At 37.2% G+C, this 19,096-nt stretch carries 15 protein-coding genes; 6 read left to right on the top strand and 9 right to left on the bottom strand.

All coding sequences use genetic code 11. From position 1 onward, the window contains the following. Nucleotides 1–151: 151 nt before the first annotated feature. Together QM491_RS06810 and QM491_RS06805 are read right to left on the bottom strand one after the other, a co-directional pair. Nucleotides 152–2,062, bottom strand: a complete 1,911-nt coding sequence (locus QM491_RS06810; RefSeq protein WP_283326595.1) for a beta-N-acetylhexosaminidase — start codon at nt 2,060–2,062, stop codon at nt 152–154. 101 nt (nt 2,063–2,163) lie between these two features. Continuing rightward, nucleotides 2,164–2,472: a hypothetical protein gene (locus QM491_RS06805; RefSeq protein ID WP_283326593.1), complete on the bottom strand. Its 309-nt coding sequence runs from the start codon at nt 2,470–2,472 to the stop codon at nt 2,164–2,166. A 182-nt stretch (nt 2,473–2,654) separates the two neighbouring features. On the opposite strand from QM491_RS06805, the gene QM491_RS06800 reads away from it, so the two are divergent. Both QM491_RS06800 and QM491_RS06795 read left to right on the top strand, forming a co-directional pair. Beyond that, complete coding sequence (locus QM491_RS06800; protein ID WP_283326592.1) at nt 2,655–3,719, top strand: carbohydrate-binding family 9-like protein; 1,065 nt, start codon at nt 2,655–2,657, stop codon at nt 3,717–3,719. A gap of 238 nt (nt 3,720–3,957) precedes the next feature. Continuing rightward, complete coding sequence (locus tag QM491_RS06795) at nt 3,958–5,046, top strand: family 10 glycosylhydrolase (RefSeq protein ID WP_283326590.1); 1,089 nt, start codon at nt 3,958–3,960, stop codon at nt 5,044–5,046. Between the two features lie 56 nt (nt 5,047–5,102). On the opposite strand, the gene QM491_RS06790 is transcribed toward QM491_RS06795, so the two are convergent. Together QM491_RS06790 and QM491_RS06785 are read right to left on the bottom strand one after the other, a co-directional pair. Next, nucleotides 5,103–6,200: a DUF695 domain-containing protein gene (locus QM491_RS06790; RefSeq protein WP_283326588.1), complete on the bottom strand. Its 1,098-nt coding sequence runs from the start codon at nt 6,198–6,200 to the stop codon at nt 5,103–5,105. A gap of 331 nt (nt 6,201–6,531) precedes the next feature. After that, nucleotides 6,532–7,497 (bottom strand): sulfite exporter TauE/SafE family protein, encoded by a 966-nt coding sequence (locus QM491_RS06785; protein ID WP_166551453.1) that lies wholly within the window; start codon nt 7,495–7,497, stop codon nt 6,532–6,534. Between the two features lie 414 nt (nt 7,498–7,911). Between QM491_RS06785 and leuS the strand changes: the two genes are divergently transcribed. Both leuS and QM491_RS06775 read left to right on the top strand, forming a co-directional pair. After that, a complete protein-coding gene (leuS, locus tag QM491_RS06780) occupies nt 7,912–10,725 on the top strand; it encodes a leucine--tRNA ligase (RefSeq protein ID WP_283326586.1) in 2,814 nt (937 codons plus the stop codon). A 262-nt stretch (nt 10,726–10,987) separates the two neighbouring features. Beyond that, the gene (locus tag QM491_RS06775; protein WP_283326584.1) at nt 10,988–11,512 is read left to right on the top strand and encodes a YfiT family bacillithiol transferase; all 525 of its coding nucleotides are present in this window, start codon (nt 10,988–10,990) and stop codon (nt 11,510–11,512) included. 228 nt (nt 11,513–11,740) lie between these two features. Here QM491_RS06775 and QM491_RS06770 read toward each other — a convergent pair whose 3' ends face one another. Both QM491_RS06770 and QM491_RS06765 read right to left on the bottom strand, forming a co-directional pair. Then, complete coding sequence (locus QM491_RS06770) at nt 11,741–13,099, bottom strand: MATE family efflux transporter (RefSeq protein WP_283326582.1); 1,359 nt, start codon at nt 13,097–13,099, stop codon at nt 11,741–11,743. A gap of 113 nt (nt 13,100–13,212) precedes the next feature. Then, nucleotides 13,213–13,917 (bottom strand): hypothetical protein, encoded by a 705-nt coding sequence (locus QM491_RS06765; protein ID WP_283326580.1) that lies wholly within the window; start codon nt 13,915–13,917, stop codon nt 13,213–13,215. A 154-nt stretch (nt 13,918–14,071) separates the two neighbouring features. Here QM491_RS06765 and QM491_RS06760 point away from each other — a divergent pair, with 154 nt between their 5' ends. Beyond that, entirely contained in the window at nt 14,072–14,452 is a 381-nt protein-coding gene (locus QM491_RS06760; protein ID WP_283326578.1) for a rhodanese-like domain-containing protein, read from the top strand. 324 nt (nt 14,453–14,776) lie between these two features. Here the strand turns inward: QM491_RS06760 and QM491_RS06755 are convergent, their stop codons facing one another. From QM491_RS06755 to QM491_RS06745, 3 genes are read right to left on the bottom strand one after another with little or no spacing between them, the layout of a single operon-like run. Beyond that, nucleotides 14,777–15,697: a carbohydrate kinase family protein gene (locus QM491_RS06755; RefSeq protein ID WP_283326576.1), complete on the bottom strand. Its 921-nt coding sequence runs from the start codon at nt 15,695–15,697 to the stop codon at nt 14,777–14,779. Between the two features lie 41 nt (nt 15,698–15,738). Continuing rightward, nucleotides 15,739–16,149, bottom strand: a complete 411-nt coding sequence (locus tag QM491_RS06750; RefSeq protein WP_283326574.1) for a VOC family protein — start codon at nt 16,147–16,149, stop codon at nt 15,739–15,741. A gap of 21 nt (nt 16,150–16,170) precedes the next feature. Then, the gene (locus QM491_RS06745) at nt 16,171–17,481 is read right to left on the bottom strand and encodes a sugar porter family MFS transporter (protein WP_283326573.1); all 1,311 of its coding nucleotides are present in this window, start codon (nt 17,479–17,481) and stop codon (nt 16,171–16,173) included. Nucleotides 17,482–17,762: 281 nt separating this feature from the next. On the opposite strand from QM491_RS06745, the gene QM491_RS06740 reads away from it, so the two are divergent. Then, nucleotides 17,763–18,821, top strand: a complete 1,059-nt coding sequence (locus QM491_RS06740; protein WP_283326572.1) for a hypothetical protein — start codon at nt 17,763–17,765, stop codon at nt 18,819–18,821. Nucleotides 18,822–19,096 lie beyond the last annotated feature (275 nt).

The following is a 19,096-nucleotide window of genomic DNA, read 5'->3' as shown; positions in this document are numbered from 1 at the left end:
AGTTAGGAGAATCATATAGTTGCGATGAAGGTTGGATAAGTGATTTTTCCTAAAAATACAGGTATTCCCAGAAAATCCATCAATCAGAACCAGATGATTCGATGTAATACACGTTTGAGAGTCTCAATCGAGAAAAAAGTACGATGAAAAATTATTTTGAGCGTTTGACTAATTCTTCACGACTCAAAGTAATCATTCGTCCAATAGGCTTGCCATTACGGTAGGTATTTACACGTAAGGTAATAGGACCTTCTGGTACTTGAATAGGGTCTTTGTACACAGGGCTAAATTTGCTAGGAACGGTGTCGTCAATCGAATAGTGAATCGTCAAATTCGGAATTTCAGCCTCAAGTTCAACAACCAATTTTCCATCTTTCATGTTGGGTTTGATAGCTGCATCGTATGCTGAGCGCGCATAATTGATACCTGCCAAATCGGCACGGTCAAAATGGTTTTCCATTTTAGAAACAAATTTATCCCAATTCTTTTTCTCTTTTGGTGACCAGTATACTTCTGATAATGCCCAGCAACGAGGATAGGTCATATACTCAGCATACGCCAAAGTAGGAATGCCCTCGGTCCAAAGGTTGGCTTGTCCTCCTAAGATAAATTTGCTATCTACGCCCTCAGGAATTGGTTCGAAATCATAGCATTTTTTCAAACGTAACGTTGCATAAATGGGTGGCTCCAATGTTCTGTCACTTTGCATAAAGTCAATATACACATAAGGTGAAGGTGTCATGACTACGTTGTGTCCCAATTTGGCTGCTTCAATACCGCCTTCGATGCCTCTCCAGCTCATGACTGTGGCTTCTGGTGCAATACCACCTTCCAGAATCTCGTCCCAACCTAGAAGTTTTTTACCCTTTGTTTTCAAGATTTTTTCCACTCTCTTCATAAAATATCCTTGCAATTCCTCTACATGTTTCATGTTTTCTTTCTGCATCAACGCCTGACAATTGGCATCGGCTTCCCAGAAACCTTTGTAACATTCATCTCCCCCCACATGGATATATGGATTAGGAAAAAGCGCTGCCACTTCTGTAAATACTTTGTCCAAAAATTCATAGACTTTTTCATCAGAAGGATTCAGCGTGTTGTCGGTCAACATCTTGAATTTACCATTACCATACCACTCCGCAAATTTACTTCCTGGGTTTACTTTGGTTTTTGGGTCTTTACTGCAAGAAAGCTCAGGATAGGCTGCAATTGCCGCCATGCTATGCCCTGGCACATCGATTTCGGGTACGATGGTTACGTTACGGTCTGAAGCGTATTTGATTACCTCTTTAATATCTTCTTGGGAATAAAAACCGCCATCTGTTGCAGCTTCGCCATCTTTTGGAGCATCCAACTGATTAAATTTACCAATACGTGGCACACGCCAAGCACCTACTTCGGTGAGTTTTGGCAATGATTTTATCTCGATTCTCCAACCATTATCATCGGTCAAGTGCCAGTGGAAGGTGTTGTATTTGAGACGAGCCATTACATCAATAAAACGCTTCACTTCGTCTTTGGTAAAGAAATGACGACTCACGTCAAACATGATACCACGCCAAGCAAAACGAGGGTAATCGGTGATTTTGACAAAAGGAATCGTCCAGTCTTTTTTAACGGCAGTGTTACTTTCGATTTCTGTTGGCAATAGTTGTAAAATACTTTGCATCCCATAAAACAAGCCTCCTGTTTGATTGGCAGTTACCTTAGCTCCATTGGCATCTACTTCTAGGTTATAGCCTTCTTTCCCTAGCTCTTCAACTGGATTTTTATGTAGTGAAAAACTAATTGCGTTCGGCTGATGTGCCCCTTTTTTTACCATAAAATTCCACCCTGTAGCCTTGTTCAAGCGTGATGCCAAAAGCTCTGCTGTAGTTCTGGCTTCTTCTTGTTGAATAAGAATAGTGGTACTTGATTTTAGAAAAAATTGCCCTTTACTGGTGCTAATCTTGACAGGCTCAGGAATCACATTATGAGGTTTGTCTTGGGCTTTGAGTCCTCCCGAAGCGAGGAGGAGTAGGGCTAATGCTCCAGCTTTAAAGGTTGATAATGGTTTTTTCATAGAATTTTGGGATTTTGGATAAAATTTTAAAAAGGAAAATTATGACTTTTTTTTGATTGATAAACAAGGTCTTGTCTGCTTTTGTAAATTGTCTTTCAGTCTTAACAACTTTTCAAGAGTAATACGTTAAAGAGTAAATCTTCGGTTTCAGGATAGAAGGTTTTGAGTAGAGCAATCAGTTCATGCCTATTCATTCCCGCATCGAGAAAAGCTGTCCAATCGTCTAATTCAGAAAGGGGCAGTGTTTGGATGTTGATGATGACTGCTTTTTTTAGAAAATACTCTTGACAATAAATATCTATTTCTGCACCGACTTGATAAATATCTCGCTGAGGACGAATCGAGGTAAAATATTTACAATCCAATTTATGATTAAAGTTTTGTGCAAAATGAAGCGATAAATTCGACATGATGAAGTTTGATTGAGTTTATACCATTTTGAAATATAAAAACCTGAATCTTGAAATCAAAACTCAAAATGGAAATCGTTACAGTTCGGTATAGTTAATACACAAAACTATAAGAATATTGTACGATTCTATTTTGTATAAAACCTAGATAGAACACTTCCAATTTTCTTTATTAATATCTTATGAAAAAATTCCTTTTTACTCTATGCTTAGGCATGATTGGTTTTCAAAATTATGCGCAGGTTCCCTATTTCCCTAAGCAATATGTTTGCTATAAAACCTCTCAAAATCTAAAAATTGATGGAAAACTAGACGAAGAAGCTTGGCAAAAAGCAAGTTGGACAACAGAGTTTGTTGACATAGAAGGTGCCAAACAACCTTTGCCTTTGCAAGCGACCAAAGCCAAAATGTTGTGGGATGACAAGTATTTGTACATTGCTGCCAAATTGAACGAAAAACATTTGTGGTCATATCAAAATAAGAAAGACCAAGTAGTATTTCTGGAAAATGATTTTGAAGTATTTATCGACCCAGATGGTGACGGACATGACTACTTTGAGCTAGAAGTCAATCCTATTAATAATACCTTCGATTTGTTTTTGCCAAAATCGTACAGAAATGGTGGCGATGCCCTTATTTCTTGGGATATAAAAGGTATGAAAACAGCGGTGTATTGCAACGGAACGGTGAATAACCCGAAAGATGAAGATAAATTTTGGACGGTCGAAATTGCCATTCCTTTTGAGTCGGTTGGTATGGGATTGAAGGTGCCATTTCCAAAAGATTTAAGTCTATGGCGTATCAATTTCTCAAGAGTAGAATGGCAACACGAGATTAAAAATGGTAAATATGTGAGAAAAGCTAAAGCTGATGGAACGGGTGTATTGCCAGAATACAACTGGGTATGGTCGCCACAAGATGCAATTAATATGCACATTCCTGACCGCTGGGGATATTTGGTTTTCTCTGATAAAAAGGTTTCAGAAAGTCCTATTCAATACCAATTGCCAAGTATCGAAACGGCTAAAAGATGGGTTTGGGCTGGATATGACGCTCAACAAGCTTTTTTGGGAAAAAATAAAACATACACCTCTGACCTGAGTCAGTTAGGTTTGAATTGGCCAAAAGGGTATGAAGTAAAAATAGAGGCTTCGGAGCATTTATTTATGATTTTGCTAAAAGATTTGACCAACAAAAAACTGCTGACACTCACACAAGATGGCAGACTTTTAGTGCGAGATTTATAAATTTACCTAGGTTAAGGGGTGAAAGATAATTTCAACTGGTTGGTTACTAAAGCAAGTTTCGTTCCGTGGTCAGTGTCTCACTGACCATTCATAGGAATCTAGTTTGGCTTCCTAAACTACAGTCAACGCTTATGGTGTATCTTGTTGCTTTTAACTGACGCACGTTGTCGAATGGGACACTCGCCACGGGTGGGCTAGCCTTAACCTTAATTTTTCCAATTTTCAATTTTTAAAAACTATGAAAAAAAGAACATTTTTGAAGCAAATTGGCTTAGGCTCATTGGCTTTGGCGGGTAGTTCTACTACTGCGGAGGCATCGAGTGAGGTACAAATTTCTTCAGCAAAAGCAAAACGTAAGTTTTGGATTTGGATAAATCCCGATCATAAAGCTAGCGAAGAAGTGCTGACCAAGCAGTATAGAGAATTTCAGGAAAGTGGTATTACAGGTATTTTCTTTGAAGCCGATGACGAAAAGCATTTTACTATTGCCAAAAAACAAGGTTTGGAAACTCACCGTTGGATTTGGACAATGAACCGTGGTGAAGAAAGCCTATTGAAATCTCATCCTGAAATGTATGCTGTGAGTCGTAAGGGCGATTCTTGCGCGACGAAACCTCCGTATGTGGATTATTATCGTTGGTTGTGTCCGTCTAAACCAGAAACAAAAGCTTATCTTGAAAATGTTGTAAAGACAGAATTAAGTAAGCCCTATGTTGATGGTATTCACTTGGATTATGTACGTTATTGTGACGTTATTTTACCTGTAAATCTTTGGAAAAACTACGGCATACAGCAAAATCAGGAGTTGCCCGAATATGATTTTTGCTACTGTGATACTTGTCGCTCGAAGTTTAAGGAATTAAAAGGAATTGATATTCTAAAGTCAGAAAATCCAGACCAAAATCTTTCTTGGCGTAAATTCCGTTATGACAATATTACCCGAATCGTTAATCATTTGTCTGCAACGGCGGCTTCGTTCAAAAAGCCTATTACGGCGGCGGTGTTTCCAACGCCAGAAGTGGCAAAGCGCATCGTTCGTCAAGATTGGACTAACTGGAATTTGTCAGGAGTTTGTCCTATGATTTATCACAAATTCTACAAAGAAGATGTCAATTGGATTGGCGATGCTGTAGAAGAAGGAGTAAGAACTCTCCATGGAAAATTTCCTTTGTATGCAGGCTTATTTTTGCCAGATTTCGATAATCAAGGAGAAATTGTGAAAGGTATTCAGCTAGCCCTCAAAAATGGCGCTTCAGGTGTTTCTCTTTTTGGAAATGTCGATACAAAAGTTTTATCAGCCTTGAAGGAAGCGATTAAAACTGCTTAGTTGATTTTGATAAAATGAAAAGTCCGAAGTAGTAGATTATCCTTCGGACTTTTTATTTAAAATGCTACACGAAAATGCTCAAATGAGCGCCAATATTTATCTCGATAAATAAAGTATTCAAATTTGAAATTTTGTTCTATTTCGGGCGTAAGTTCATATACCTTTTTAGAAGGTTCTCTAAAGTTTTTACAAGTAAAATAAAACTCACATACATTCGAACCTACTTGTCGACCTGTGTACAAACATAATCCTGAATCCAACAAATTATCAAGTAGAGTATCCTCTAATTCATTCAAAATTTCGAAATCACTTTCATTCGGTAGTCCATCGTTTTGCTGACCATTATATTGCAATTCTAAACGCAAAACCCACGGAAATGAAGGTTTGGCATCCCAGTTGAGTAGCGGCATATTGATGGTCGCAATCAGAGGCATTTCATTTTCGCCAGTTGCCTGAAGTGTCGTGAGCGGAATATCATCGTCGGGGATTTCGGTGGATTCATATTTTTCGATAAACTCTTTTTCTCTCCAATTCAAGTAGGCAGGAAGCTTGGAAATAGGAATCAAATCGGGATGCGAAGTATCTGGTCCTTGAATTTTGATTTGGTCTAGCTGCACACCAGCGTTTAGTTCTCCTAAAAGGTTATCTAAAAACATATAAATACCAGAGACAATCGTACCATGTTCTTCGGTTGAATAGTCTTGATACACAATTGTAATCGCAATCTCGTCAGGATATTGCGGGTATTCGTCAGGAAAAAAACTAAGGCTTGGAGAGTTAATGATTAAATCTTCAATGCCTATTTGCCAATCTTCCATATCTACAGCCTGCTTAAGTGCCGTTATTTTCCAATTAGGCAATGCTGGAGCTGCTTCAATGAGTTCTTCGATGAAAACAATGTTTTTTACAATGCCATCGGCGGTGAGGATGAGTTCGGCAATGTCTTCGTCGTACATTCCCGAAAGAAAAAAGATTCCTTTATGTAATTGCTCTAATCTAGGACTTAAAATAGCAAAAAAAGCCTCATCGATTTTTTCCCCATCTTTAACAATTTCAAAAAACTTTTTTTCATTCTCTGAAAACCAATTCCAGAACTCTTGATAAGGATTATTGGGTGCAGATTTTTTCTGAAAAAAACGTTTAATAATACTCATAAAAAATAAATATCAGATTTTAAGGCCGAGCAATTTTATATTAGTTTGAGATATAACACTGCCTTGCAAGTGAATTGAGAAGTGTTCTCGAAAGTTTTGGAAACTAATAACCTTTTGAAGAAACGCAGGTTTAATGCCGAAAAAGGAAGTTAAACAAAGTAGCTATATTAAGGATATCAATTGTTTAGGAAAATTAGTGGGAATATTTTGAATCACCAAGAGTAGGTCTATCTACTTAGCAATATTCTGACTAAGCGGTTGAATAAAACAAAAAAAGCCTTCTCAACTAAGCTGAGAAGGCTGTATCTATCGATTGTTTTTGAAAAATTTCTTATCCTATAATCTTTTTCAACGAAGCTAGAATTACCACAATGCCTACTAGAATCATAAGTGCTTTGGTAGGTATCTTAGTGGATAATTTAGCAGCGATTGGAGCAGCGACCATCCCTCCCAAAATCAGTCCTAAAATAACCTGCCACTGTGAAAATCCAATAACAAAAATAAAGGTTAATGAGGATGAAAGAGAAATAAAGAACTCCGCTAAGTTGACCGAACCAATCGTATAACGAGGATGACGTCCTGAAGCGATGAGTGTAGACGATACAATCGGTCCCCAGCCGCCACCGCCTACCGAGTCCATAAAACCACCAAACCAAGCTAAAGGTCCAATCATTTTTACATTTTTCTTCGCCTGACGTTTTACTAATGCTTTTTTGATAATTAAAATACCTAAGCAGAGTGTGTAAATAGATACTGCTGGTTTTACATATCCTATATATTGCTCTAATAATGTTGAAAGCAAATAGGCACCTAGTATCGCACCTATTACACCTGGTATTAAGACTGCCTTGAATAATTTTGAGTTTACATTCCCAAATTTCAAGTGCATATAACCAGATGCTCCACTAGTAAAGATTTCAGAGGCGTGTACACTCATACTAATTACTGCTGGTGAAACACCTACGTTAGCCAAAAACGTTGAAGCCGTAACGCCATAAGCCATACCCAATGCTCCATCAACCATTTGGGCGATGAATCCAGCCATGATGAAAAAGAGAATATCGGAAGTAACTTCGCTAAATGCTGTTGTAATATTTTGAACCGTCAGATAGGTAAATAAAAAATGACCCACCAACATAAGTGCTATGGCATTGAAGATGTGAATAACAATCTCAGCGGGGGTTCTTTCACGCTTCCATAATTTAATAATAGCTTCCTCAAATGGATTTTTAGAGGATTTTTTCGGGACAATTGTTTTTGTTTCCTGAATTTCTGCTTGAGTCGAGCCTTCTATCATTGGTCTATAAAATCAATATTTCCTACAAAGTTAATAGAGTTTTATTATTCTACAAATATGGTAGATTAAATATTTTGTTGGGAAATTATTTTATCCTTCGACTGAAACGCAATGTTTGCGCCTTGCATTGAAGCCGCTAAGTGGGATTATGATCAAGAATTAGTTAAATCATTCGCTTTGGCACAAGATGCGCGTAAAATTCAACACAAACCTCTTTTCTCTTTACAATGAGTTTTGAAAGCTTTAATGATTAGGGTAGAAATACTAAATCAAATTTTTAGGTAAAATAGTTTAAACCGATTCTCTAAAAAATCTCCTACAGGAAATTCCGACAAAAATCTGTAATTTTGCCAAAATTTTCGAGCGCAGAATGCTTAACTACATTTTATGCTCCAATCATTCAATTTTATAGAAATGTCTGCAGAATACAACTTTAGAGAAGTAGAACAAAAATGGCGTCAGTTTTGGGATGAAAACCAAACCTACAAAACTGAAATCGACCACTCAAAACCAAAGTATTATGTGTTGGATATGTTCCCTTATCCATCAGGAGCGGGTTTGCACGTAGGTCACCCGCTTGGGTATATCGCAAGTGATATTGTGAGCCGTTATCGTCGTCTCAAAGGTTTCAACGTGTTGCACCCGATGGGTTTTGACTCTTTTGGTTTGCCTGCTGAACAATATGCTATCCAAACGGGACAGCATCCTGCCATTACAACCGAAGATAATATTGCTACATATATCCGTCAGTTGAAACAAATCGGTTTTAGCTATGACTGGTCAAGAGAAGTGCGTACTTCTGATCCTAAGTTCTACAAATGGACTCAGTGGATTTTTATGCAACTTTTCAACCATTATTACGACAAAGATGCCAATAGAGCTTTGTCTATTGATTCTTTGGTGGAACGTTTCGCAGAATCTGGAAACACTGCCGTAAAAGCGGTTTGTGATGAGGAAACTCCAGTATTTACTGCTGAGGACTGGAATAATATGTCAGGTCATCAGCAACAAGAAATGTTGTTGAAATACCGTTTGACTTTCCCTGATGAATCTGTAGTTAACTGGTGCCCAGGATTAGGAACTGTTTTGGCAAATGACGAGGTAAAAGACGGTGTTTCTGAGCGTGGTGGTTTTCCTGTTGAACAAAAGAAAATGAAGCAATGGTCTATGCGTATTACAGCGTATGCCGACCGTTTGATAGATGGCTTGAATGAAGTAGATTGGTCAGATGCTATTAAAGAACAACAACGTAACTGGATTGGTCGCTCACAAGGTGCATCGGTTCGTTTCAAAGTTGACCGTTCTACAGTATCAGAAGAAGCACCAGAATTTATCGAGGTATTTACTACTCGTGTTGATACAATTTATGGCGTAAGCTTTATGGTAATTGCTCCAGAGCACGATTATGTTCCATACTTGACTACAGAGGCTCAAAAAGAAGAAGTTGAGGCTTATGTAAATTGGGCAAAATCTCGTTCAGAGCTAGATCGTATGTCTGAGGTAAAACGTGTTTCAGGTGCGTTTACAGGAAGCTACGTTATCAATCCATTTAATGACGAGAAAGTACCTATCTATTTAGCTGATTATGTGTTGGCTGGTTATGGTACAGGTGCTGTAATGGGCGTACCGTCAGGTGACCAACGTGACTGGAATTTTGCTACGCATTTCAATTTGCCAATTATTCCTATTTTGGACGCGCAAAAAGAAATTGAAACGCAAGCTGACAATACCAAAGAAGGGAAATATATCAATTCAGGTATCATCAATGGTATGGAATACAAAGAGGCTACAGCTACTTTGGTTCAATCATTAGAAGAAAGAGGTATTGGTAAAGGCAAAACACAATTCCGTTTGCGCAACGCGGTATTTAGCCGTCAGCGTTATTGGGGCGAGCCAGTACCAGTTTATTTCAAAGATGGTTTGCCATATTTAATTGAAGAATCTGAATTGCCATTAGAATTACCTTCAATCGATAAATATTTACCAACCGAAACAGGTGAGCCACCACTTGGTCGTGCAGAAGGATGGAAATACAAAGGCGAATACGAATACGAATTGAGCACGATGCCAGGTTGGGCAGGTTCATCTTGGTATTGGTACCGTTATATGGATGCTCAGAATGAGGAAGCAATGGCAAGCAAAGAGGCTATCGATTATTGGCAAGCAGTTGACTTGTACATTGGTGGTTCAGAGCACGCTACAGGTCACTTGTTGTATAGTCGTTTTTGGAATAAATTCTTGAAAGATATTGGTTTAGTAAACGAAGAAGAATTTGCCAAAAAGTTGATTAACCAAGGTATGATTCAAGGTCGTTCTAACTTTGTGTATCGTATCAAATCTTCAAATGGCGAAGGTAAAAAGCCTGTCTTTGTTTCGGCTGGCTTGAAAGACCAATACGATGTGACTTCATTGCACGTAGATGTGAATATCGTAAACAACGAAATTTTGGATATTGAGGCTTTCAAAGCTTGGCGTTCAGATTTTGCAGAGGCTGAATTTATCTTGGAAGGCGACAAATATGTTTGTGGAGTAGAGGTTGAGAAAATGTCAAAATCGAAATACAATGTCGTAAACCCAGATGTGTTGGTAGATAGAGTAGGAGCAGATACCTTACGTTTGTATGAAATGTTCTTGGGACCATTGGAACAAGCAAAACCTTGGAATACAAATGGTATCGATGGTTCTTTCAGATTTATCAAAAAAGTATGGCGTTTGTTCTATGATGAGCAGGGCAAATGGAAAGTGAAGGACGAAAAAGCTACTAAAGAAGAGTTGAAAGTATTGCATACAGCCATCAAAAAAGTTGAAGACGATTTAGAGCGTTATTCGTTCAATACTGTTGTTTCAAGTTTGATGATTTGTGTAAATGACTTGGGTTCTTTGAAATGTTCTAAAAAGGAAATTTTGGAACAATTAGTCATCTTAATGTCTTCATATACACCACACTTGTCTGAAGAATTATGGTCGTTGTTAGGTCATGAAGCTGGAACTGTATCGAAGGCTTCTTTCCCTAAATTTGAGCCTTCATACTTGGTAGAATCAAGTTTTGAATACCCAATTTCTATCAATGGTAAAGTAAGAACAAACATTGCTTTCCCTGTAGATTTGGCAAGTTCAGAAATCGAAGCTGGCGTATTGGCAAACGAAGTAGTACAAAAATGGCTTGAAGGAAAAACACCTAAGAAAGTTATCGTTGTGCCAAAACGTATTGTTAACGTTGTGTTGTAGGATAATTTAGAATGATGAATGTAGTTTTTGAAAAATATTCATCAGTAGAGACGTAATACTTTACGTCTTAGCAAAATATCATACTGAAATATAGTGTTAAAAAGGCGGTCGAAAAACTAATTTCGACTGCCTTTTCCATTAAATATTCGCACCTACTTTGTTGATATGAAATGTTCTTGATGAACAATTTGTTACAAAGAAGAAATGCCCGAAAATCATAAATCGGCTCTTTATACGTTCTGAACAAAACAACTTTGAGAAAATGGATATTACAGCATTACAGTTCCCCATCGGAAAATGGTCGCCAAAAGGTGAGTACACACCAGAAGAGTTTCAGGAAAGACTCAATATCTTAAAGAATATTCCTGTCGAGTATCGTGCTTTAACTGAAAATTTGTCGCACGAAGATTTACAAAAACAATATCGCGAAGGAAGTTGGACTATTCAGCAATTAATCAATCATGTGGCGGATATGCACCTTTTGCATTATATCCGTTTCAAACATGCCTTGACTGAAACCGACCCTAATGGCGTTGTAGCTAAAATTGATGCTTGGGCAACAATGGATGAGGCAAAAACGGCTCCAATTACTTTTTCATTACAAATGATAGAAGGAACTCACGCCCGTTGGACCTACCTCATCGAGCAAATGTCTGAGGAAGAATTTCAGCGAGGATATTATCATCCTATTCGTCAAATATATATCAAGCTTATCGACGCCTTAGACATGGGTGCTTGGCATGCCAAACATCATTTGGAACATATCAAACTGGCGTTAGGGAAATAAATGATGTGATTAATTTAGTGATTTGCGAATGAGTGATTTTTTACTACATATTTCATTTGTAGAGACGCAATATTTCGCGTCTAATTTTAAGTTATTTAGCATATTGATATTACTATACTGGCTGACTCGGCTTAAGACGCAAAGCATTGCATCTCTACTGCTAGAATACAGATTTTAAAACAATCACTAAATCACTCATTCAACATTCACTAAATTAGGGATGATATTTTAATGCCACAGCTTGTTGGCTTTTGCATAAAATCGCCAGCTTAGTAAGGATGCCGAAACAAATAAACTAGAAGTAAGTCCTATCCAGATACCAATATGTTTTAAATCTAACACAAAACCCAAGAAATAGCACATAGGCAAACCTACTACCCAATAGGCAATAAAAGTAATAATTGTTGGCACATTCACATCCGCAATTCCTCGTAAAATACCTACACTAACTGCTTGTGTTCCATCGAATAACTGAAATATTCCTCCCCAAATAATCAATTCAGCCGCAAGTGCTACAACTTGGTCATCTTTGACATAACTCGCCAAAAAATCATTAAATACCAAAAATATAATACTGCAAGTTCCCATAAATATCAAACCCATCAATAGGGCAGAAGTCCCTGCGTCGATGATAGCTTTTTTACTTTTTTCACCCATACCCGAACCTACACGGATACCTCCCGCAGCGCCTATACCCGTAGCAGCCATAAAGGTCATGGATACAAAACCAATCGCTACTTGGTGTGCAGCTTTATGTGGTAAACTTATCCAACCCATCATGACGACTGCGCCATAGAAGGCTGCAACCTCACTAAATCCCTGAAATCCGCTCGGAATTCCTAATTTCATTATCTTACCAATAAGTGTTTTGATAGAATCCAGACCTTGCGTAGAGGCTTGCAAATAAGGTTTGAATGCTTTATCACGAAGGGTATAAATAATGATTGCCAATGCCATATAAATCCTAGAGGTCAATGTTGCATAACCAGCTCCATTTAAGCCTAGTGCAGGAATAATATTTTTATAACCATTGATTAATAAATGATTTAAAACGACGTTGAGCAACAAGGCACTTACCGTAATTTGCATGGCAACTTTGGTCTGGGAAAGCCCATCTGTAAAACTTTTAATGGCAGAAAATACAAACGAGGGGAAAATTGAAATAGTAATTATCCAAAGAAAATCCAAGGTCATCGATTTGATTTCTTTGGGTTGTTTCAACAAGTCAATATTCAGTCCAATCAAGACTATTAGAAAGGCGCATATTACACTCATAATGAGCGAAACTACTACACTTGCACGTAGTAATTGCTTGCATTGCCCTGGATTGTTTGATGATTGAGCTGAGGAAACAAGCGGTGCTACCACTTGCAAGCAGATATAACCAACAATGGCGATATTAAAGAAAATACCATTGGCATCGGCGGCAGCTGCCAGCGCAGGTACCGAGCCTTGTGCCATTCGACCTACTTGTACAGTGTCTGCAAAACCCATTAGCATTACTCCAACTTGGGCTGTAATAATGGGAAGAGCAAGATTAAAAGTGGCAATAAAATCAGATTTATATCGATTGAGAAAAGTATTCAAAATAACGGAGGTTTGTTGTTGATAAAATTCGAACTGCAAAATTACAAAAAAAAGTAACCCCACAGGTGTGAGGTTACTTAAGAACTTTTGGCTAAGATTTAAACGGTTACTAATTATTTCAATAAATCATCCAAATGAAGCGTATGTCTTTTTTCGAAAATTTCAACAAATTGTTTGAATTGATAAAAACCATATTTGTATGGATCACTACTCAGTTGTTGGTAATGAGTATTAAAAAACTTCACAGCATCTTCTCCTTTTGGCACAGGATTAGGAAGTTGCTTAGTGAATTTCAAGGCATATTGATAACATTGTTGTAGCTCTTTCTCATAGCCTGCTTCTTGCCAGTAAGCAATGGCAATTTGATTAGCTAAATATTCTCCCTCGTAGAAATCTAGATACTTTCTATTGGCTTTTTTAGTCAAATAAGCATCTGTTCCATGCCCTAATTCGTGGATGATATAAAAGCCATTGAAGAATAACCCAAACATTTCTTCTCCTTTACTTTTACTCTTATTGAGTTCTGTAAAAAATGCTTTTTGAGGCTCTATTACCTGCGACCAAAGTGGTAAATTAACGGTAAACAAATCATTATCCCAGTACACCAAATAGGGACTCGTGTTTAAAATAGCCTTAGCTTTTGGCAAAATATTGCCTAATTTTTGAGCAATTCTAATTTGGTATTTGAGTCTCACAACATTGGCATCTCTTACCAATAACGTAGAATCTGTATAGCGATGAAACAATCTATTTTGAGAAACAACCAGATTGGAAGTTGCACAAAGAAGGAATAGCGACAGGAATATATGTTTTTTCATAAACTAGAGCTGGACTTAAGGTTCAATTTTAGTAAAGTTAATGTTTTCATGTATGTGATATATGTTACAAGAACTTAACTTAGTATCTGGTTTATTTGCACTCATTAGGCATTAGAATACACATTTTTAACAAAATCTAAAAATAAATACGCTTATGGCACTTTTTTCTAAAATCTCGATAGTCTTTTTCGCATTATTAGCCTGTACTTCAAATCCTAATATTATTACACTTGCACCCAAGAGTTTTCAGCAAGAGTTAAATAAACAAGCTTCGAAAAATTTCATAGATGTACGTACACAAGGCGAAGCTGCAAGAGGTATGATAGCAGGAGCGATATTGATTGATATTAGTTCGTCAGACTTTGAGAGTAAATTACAGAAATTAGATAAAAATAAAGCCACTTTTGTATATTGTGCGTCAGGAATTCGTAGTAAAAGAGCTGCTTCACAATTACTCAAATTAGGCTTTAAGAAAGTCTATAATCTCGATGGAGGAATAATAGCTTGGTCTGAAGAAGGGCTTCCTATAAAATAAAAACCGAAGGAAACTAGGAGCTTCCTACGGTCCTGTTGGAAGGGGATAGATAGTATTAAAATCTTTGTTTGGAGATATGGCAGTCAAATACTGACTGCCTATTTTCCTCTATCAAATTTATATAAATGGTTAATGCGACAATATAAAGTAGGGACTTCAGTGACAAATTGTGCGGCTTTGTTTAAAGTCCCCAAAGGAGTTGAACTCCATATTATTGTTATACTCAGAGAATATCTTTTAAGGTACTAGGGTTTAGGCATTAGGGGATAGTTTTTTAAAAAGAGGTATTGAAAACTGGGTAGATAGAGGGAGTTTTTTTTTACACTAACGCCTAACGCCTACCATCATCCCCTCAATATCTGCTTCCGTAATCGCAGGATTTGCTCCGCTGTGTGAAGCGACAACTGCTCCAATTGCACAGGCAAAATTGAGTGCATATTCTGAAGATTTTCCGTCGAGGATATTTTTCAAAAAACCTGCTAAAAATGAATCTCCACTTCCAATAGTGTCAGCTACAACTACTTTGTACCCTTGTTGTTGGTAAAAATGTTTTTCTCCATCGGCTTCCAATTTTAACAGTATTGCTCCATCACCACCTTTAGTTACAATCAAAGTTTTGAGATTAAATTTATGGCTAATTTCACGCAACTGATTTTCTTCACTTCCCTTTATTTCGTACCATTCTGATACGATTTTTAGTTCATCTTCATTGAGTTTTACAATGTCAGCATATTGCAAAAACTCCTCAATCAGACTTTTTGAATAGTGTGGAGGACGAAGGTTAATATCGAATACTTTTAGAATCTGACCATCTTTAGGCAAATTTTTCAAAATATTCAAAAGTGTGAGATATGAAGTTTGGTCGCGGCTTGCCAAAGTGCCAAATACCAAGGCTGATGCTTGATTGACCAATTGTTGGGTGGCTTCATTTGTCTGAATAAAATCCCACGCTACAGGGTGAACAATCGTATAAGTCGCTTCATTTTTTTCAGAAAGTTGCACTTTTACCCAGCCAGTATTCAAATGCTCGTCGTCTTGTATCCACTCTGTGGTACAATTCTTACTTTCAAGAAATGCTTTTATTTCTGCTCCAAGGTCGTCCTTCCCAACACGGCTTATCATTTTGGCAGGTATTCCCAAATTTTGTAAATGTGTAGCCACATTCATAGGGGCACCACCTGGAAGTTTGCCTGAAGGTAGCATATCCCACAAGACCTCACCAAAACAGCAGATATAACGTTGCATTTGTACAGTATTAAAGTATGTTTATAAATGATTTAAGTAGCTTACAAAATTTGATTAAACTCTAATCGTTCGCCATCTGGACCTTTGATATTGAAATATTTACAGCCATTTTTCCAGAAAGGAAGAAAAACTGGTGCTTCTTCAAAAATCTCATATCCACCAGCCTTTAACGTTTCAAAAGTCTGGACTATATCCTCCACATCAAATGCAATGTGGTCAACATGACCATCTTTTCTGTTGGCAATTTCGGGTAAAATCGTTTCAGGGAATTGATAAATTTCGATGATAATTTCACCACTTTGCATCATGGCTACTTTCCCTTTTCCTGCTGGATGTTCAAAGTTGGAACCCATGACATTTTCAAACCCCAAACTTTGATAAAAAGCCTCTGACTTTTCGAGATTGGTGACAGGAATACCAATATGTTGTATCTTTTTTAAAGCTAATGACATAATCTTTGCGCTGATTTTGTATTAATGAATCAATCTTTTTTGCAAATCTTCGAGCGAAACACCTTTTGTTTCTGGCATCATTTTCCAAACATAAATCAACTGGAAAATCATCATAAAACTGAAAAAAGCAAAGATTGGGCCGCCACCCAGATGGTCGGCAAAATAGGGGAAGAAGTTGGCAATCAATGCCGCAAATACCCAGTGTGTCAATGAGCCAAAAGCCATACCCGAAGCTCGAACCGAGTTAGGAAATATCTCTGAGATAAATACCCAAATCACAGAACCTTGACCGATAGCATGTGCACCAATAAAAGCAAAAACATAGTATGGCACGTAGGCATAGGATTCATTATAAAATGCAAGTGCAATCAAAGCTAGGGAAATAATATAGCCTATTGAACCTATGTACATTAGCACTCGGCGCCCGTAACGGTCGATCAGATACCAGCCAATAATGGTAAATATCAAGTTGAAAACTCCTATGCCAGAAGTTGAAAGTAAGGCACCTTCTTTGCCCAAACCTGTCATTTCAAAAATACGAGGTGCATAATAAATCACCGCATTAATCCCCGAAGCCTGATTGAAGAAAGAGAATAAAAAGGCTAGCAAAAGAGGGAAAAAGTATTTTTTTGAGAAAAGCTTATCGTTACTACTCGACGCTTCTTGTTTGGCCGATACCATAATCTCATTCACTGCTGCTGAAACGTTTTCTTCTGTAATAGCCAAAACTTCTCTTGCTTTTGCTTCGTCGCCTTTGTAAAGTAACAACCATCTTGGTGTTTCAGGGGTAAATAACATCAAAACCGAAAACAATAATGACGGAAAAGCTACAACACCCAACATCCAACGCCATGAATCGGTACCACCTTGAAGTAAATAGTTTGACACATAGGCGATAAGGATACCAAAAACGATATTAGCTTGAAATGAAATTACCATACGACCACGGTATTTTGGTGGGGCAATTTCGGAAATATATACAGGAGCAACCACCGAAGACGCTCCGATGCTCAAACCTCCAATAAATCGGAAAACCATAAACATATTTACGCCAGAAGCAATTGCTGCCCCAACCGACGATAGGAAAAACAGGATACCAATCCACAAAAGTGTGTTTTTACGTCCATACTTATCAGCAGGAATACCGCCAAAAGCCGCACCAATCACAGTGCCATATAAGGCAATAGCAACCGCCAAACCATGTGTCCAACTATCAAGATTCCATAACTTTTGAATTTCAAGTTCAGCACCCGAAATTACAGCAGTATCAAGACCAAATAGAAAGCCTCCCAAGCCCACAGTAATTGACCAAAGTATAAGTTTATTGTTCATCGATTATTTTTTTAGAGATTGAAGTAACGTTAATAGTATTACTGCTATTAGGACTGTTATACAAGACTATTTGCTGTTCAACAAGAACTTTTAGATGATAATCCTAAAGCTCAAAGCCGAAATCCAATAGCTTCAATGGTATTTATCAAAGAATGGATACAAAAATATAAAGGTGATTGTGTAATTAATTATTTGTTTTATTCTATTTTTAGTAAGAATGTTTTGAATATATTGTACTACTTTTGTAATAAGTCGGAACAAATTGGAACAGTCTGATAAAGATGAACATAGAAAAAAACGTTTGCGAAAAATTATATTCAGAAGTAAAAACCAAACTTCAACAGGAGCTTACCAAGAAAGGTAAAACGTTTCGTGGCTCTGAAACACATATTTGGAAAATGACCGACCCAAAGCTTGAAAAAACCTATTTCCAATCAGTTATGGAAGAAAATACGGGATTAAGCTTTTCGGCAACTTTTAATAATATGTACCTCTGGCGAAAAATGAATGAGGTGCAAACTAAAAAAGTGGTTAACTTTCAAGAAGACTATTTGGTTATGTTTGTGAAATTTCTGGGATATGAAACCCCACAAGCATATCTAGACCAGTTTTCGATGAATCTTTTAGACTTTTTTGGCATCAAAAAAGAAAGTAAAATTTGGATGATTCAGGCGATATTTGACGCTAAAGACCGTCAAAACCCAAGTGGCTTATTTGAAGGAAAATCACCCAGAAGCGATGAGCAGACTGTAGATTCAAGAGATACAGAATGTTTGCTCGAAATTATAGATTTGTTTCACGAAAGTAATTATATATTGCCCAAAAGACATTATGACCAAGATTTGGTAAAATTAGACCATGGTCAATATCATTTAAAAGAGTCCGATGCTCCTTGGGATAAAGTAGATTGCGTTTTTGCAATAGGTTTTTATTCTAATTATTTCGTCAAATGGGCTTTACAACAGGAACTTGGTTCTCATATTGAGTTTGACCAAGACAATACACGTTTTAGAGTACGTTACTACAATCAAATTTTGGAACAAATACTTTGGAGTGACTACTATGAAAGCAATACCGAATTTGATGTAGGTTTTTTGGCAAAAGTCCCTGTGCAACTATCTAACAATCGAATTATCACAGCCTATTTTATTTCAGGAATAGAAAACAAGTCTACTCGCTCTATGACAAGTTATCTTTGTCAAAACTGGAAAGCTATTGCCGACAAATACGACGTAGAGCAAAACCTTCCGATTGACAATTCCCCTTTTGTGATGGTATTCAAAGTAAACAAATCTAACTTGAGAGAGTTGTATTGTCAGCAAGTAGTGAGAATAGATTAGCAATAGCCGAAGTACTTTTACACCTAAGAAAATATCTTCTTTATTTGAAATATACTTACTGTTAAGTATAGGATGTCATCTGTTAAAAACTGAATTTTGAACAACTCAAGTATGATTTTTTGTACTTGATTATGGTTTTCAACTTTAGTAACTATTAAATTTTATTAATCAAAAACATCACACATAACTTTATGTGCCAATAAGTTATGTTATCAAATTTCTGATTTCAAGACTTATCACAATTGATACTTGGCATACATCTCGAAACCACAAAT

This window comes from Flectobacillus longus (assembly GCF_030056705.1).
Classification (GTDB): Bacteria; Bacteroidota; Bacteroidia; order Cytophagales; family Spirosomataceae; genus Flectobacillus; species Flectobacillus longus.
The sequence above is the reverse complement of the archived record's forward strand: the minus strand, read 5'-3'. Positions and strand labels throughout refer to the sequence as shown.

Excerpts from the sequence above, each read along its gene's own strand:
- QM491_RS06810 (WP_283326595.1), bottom strand. The coding sequence starts at position 2,062 with ATGAAAAAACCATTATCAACCTTTAAAGCTGGAGCATTAGCCCTACTC.
- QM491_RS06805 (WP_283326593.1), bottom strand. The coding sequence starts at position 2,472 with ATGTCGAATTTATCGCTTCATTTTGCACAAAACTTTAATCATAAATTG.
- QM491_RS06800 (WP_283326592.1), top strand. The coding sequence starts at position 2,655 with ATGAAAAAATTCCTTTTTACTCTATGCTTAGGCATGATTGGTTTTCAA.
- QM491_RS06795 (WP_283326590.1), top strand. The coding sequence starts at position 3,958 with ATGAAAAAAAGAACATTTTTGAAGCAAATTGGCTTAGGCTCATTGGCT.
- QM491_RS06790 (WP_283326588.1), bottom strand. The coding sequence starts at position 6,200 with ATGAGTATTATTAAACGTTTTTTTCAGAAAAAATCTGCACCCAATAAT.
- QM491_RS06785 (WP_166551453.1), bottom strand. The coding sequence starts at position 7,497 with ATGATAGAAGGCTCGACTCAAGCAGAAATTCAGGAAACAAAAACAATT.
- leuS (WP_283326586.1), top strand. The coding sequence starts at position 7,912 with ATGTCTGCAGAATACAACTTTAGAGAAGTAGAACAAAAATGGCGTCAG.
- QM491_RS06775 (WP_283326584.1), top strand. The coding sequence starts at position 10,988 with ATGGATATTACAGCATTACAGTTCCCCATCGGAAAATGGTCGCCAAAA.
- QM491_RS06765 (WP_283326580.1), bottom strand. The coding sequence starts at position 13,917 with ATGAAAAAACATATATTCCTGTCGCTATTCCTTCTTTGTGCAACTTCC.
- QM491_RS06760 (WP_283326578.1), top strand. The coding sequence starts at position 14,072 with ATGGCACTTTTTTCTAAAATCTCGATAGTCTTTTTCGCATTATTAGCC.
- QM491_RS06755 (WP_283326576.1), bottom strand. The coding sequence starts at position 15,697 with ATGCAACGTTATATCTGCTGTTTTGGTGAGGTCTTGTGGGATATGCTA.
- QM491_RS06750 (WP_283326574.1), bottom strand. The coding sequence starts at position 16,149 with ATGTCATTAGCTTTAAAAAAGATACAACATATTGGTATTCCTGTCACC.
- QM491_RS06745 (WP_283326573.1), bottom strand. The coding sequence starts at position 17,481 with ATGAACAATAAACTTATACTTTGGTCAATTACTGTGGGCTTGGGAGGC.
- QM491_RS06740 (WP_283326572.1), top strand. The coding sequence starts at position 17,763 with ATGAACATAGAAAAAAACGTTTGCGAAAAATTATATTCAGAAGTAAAA.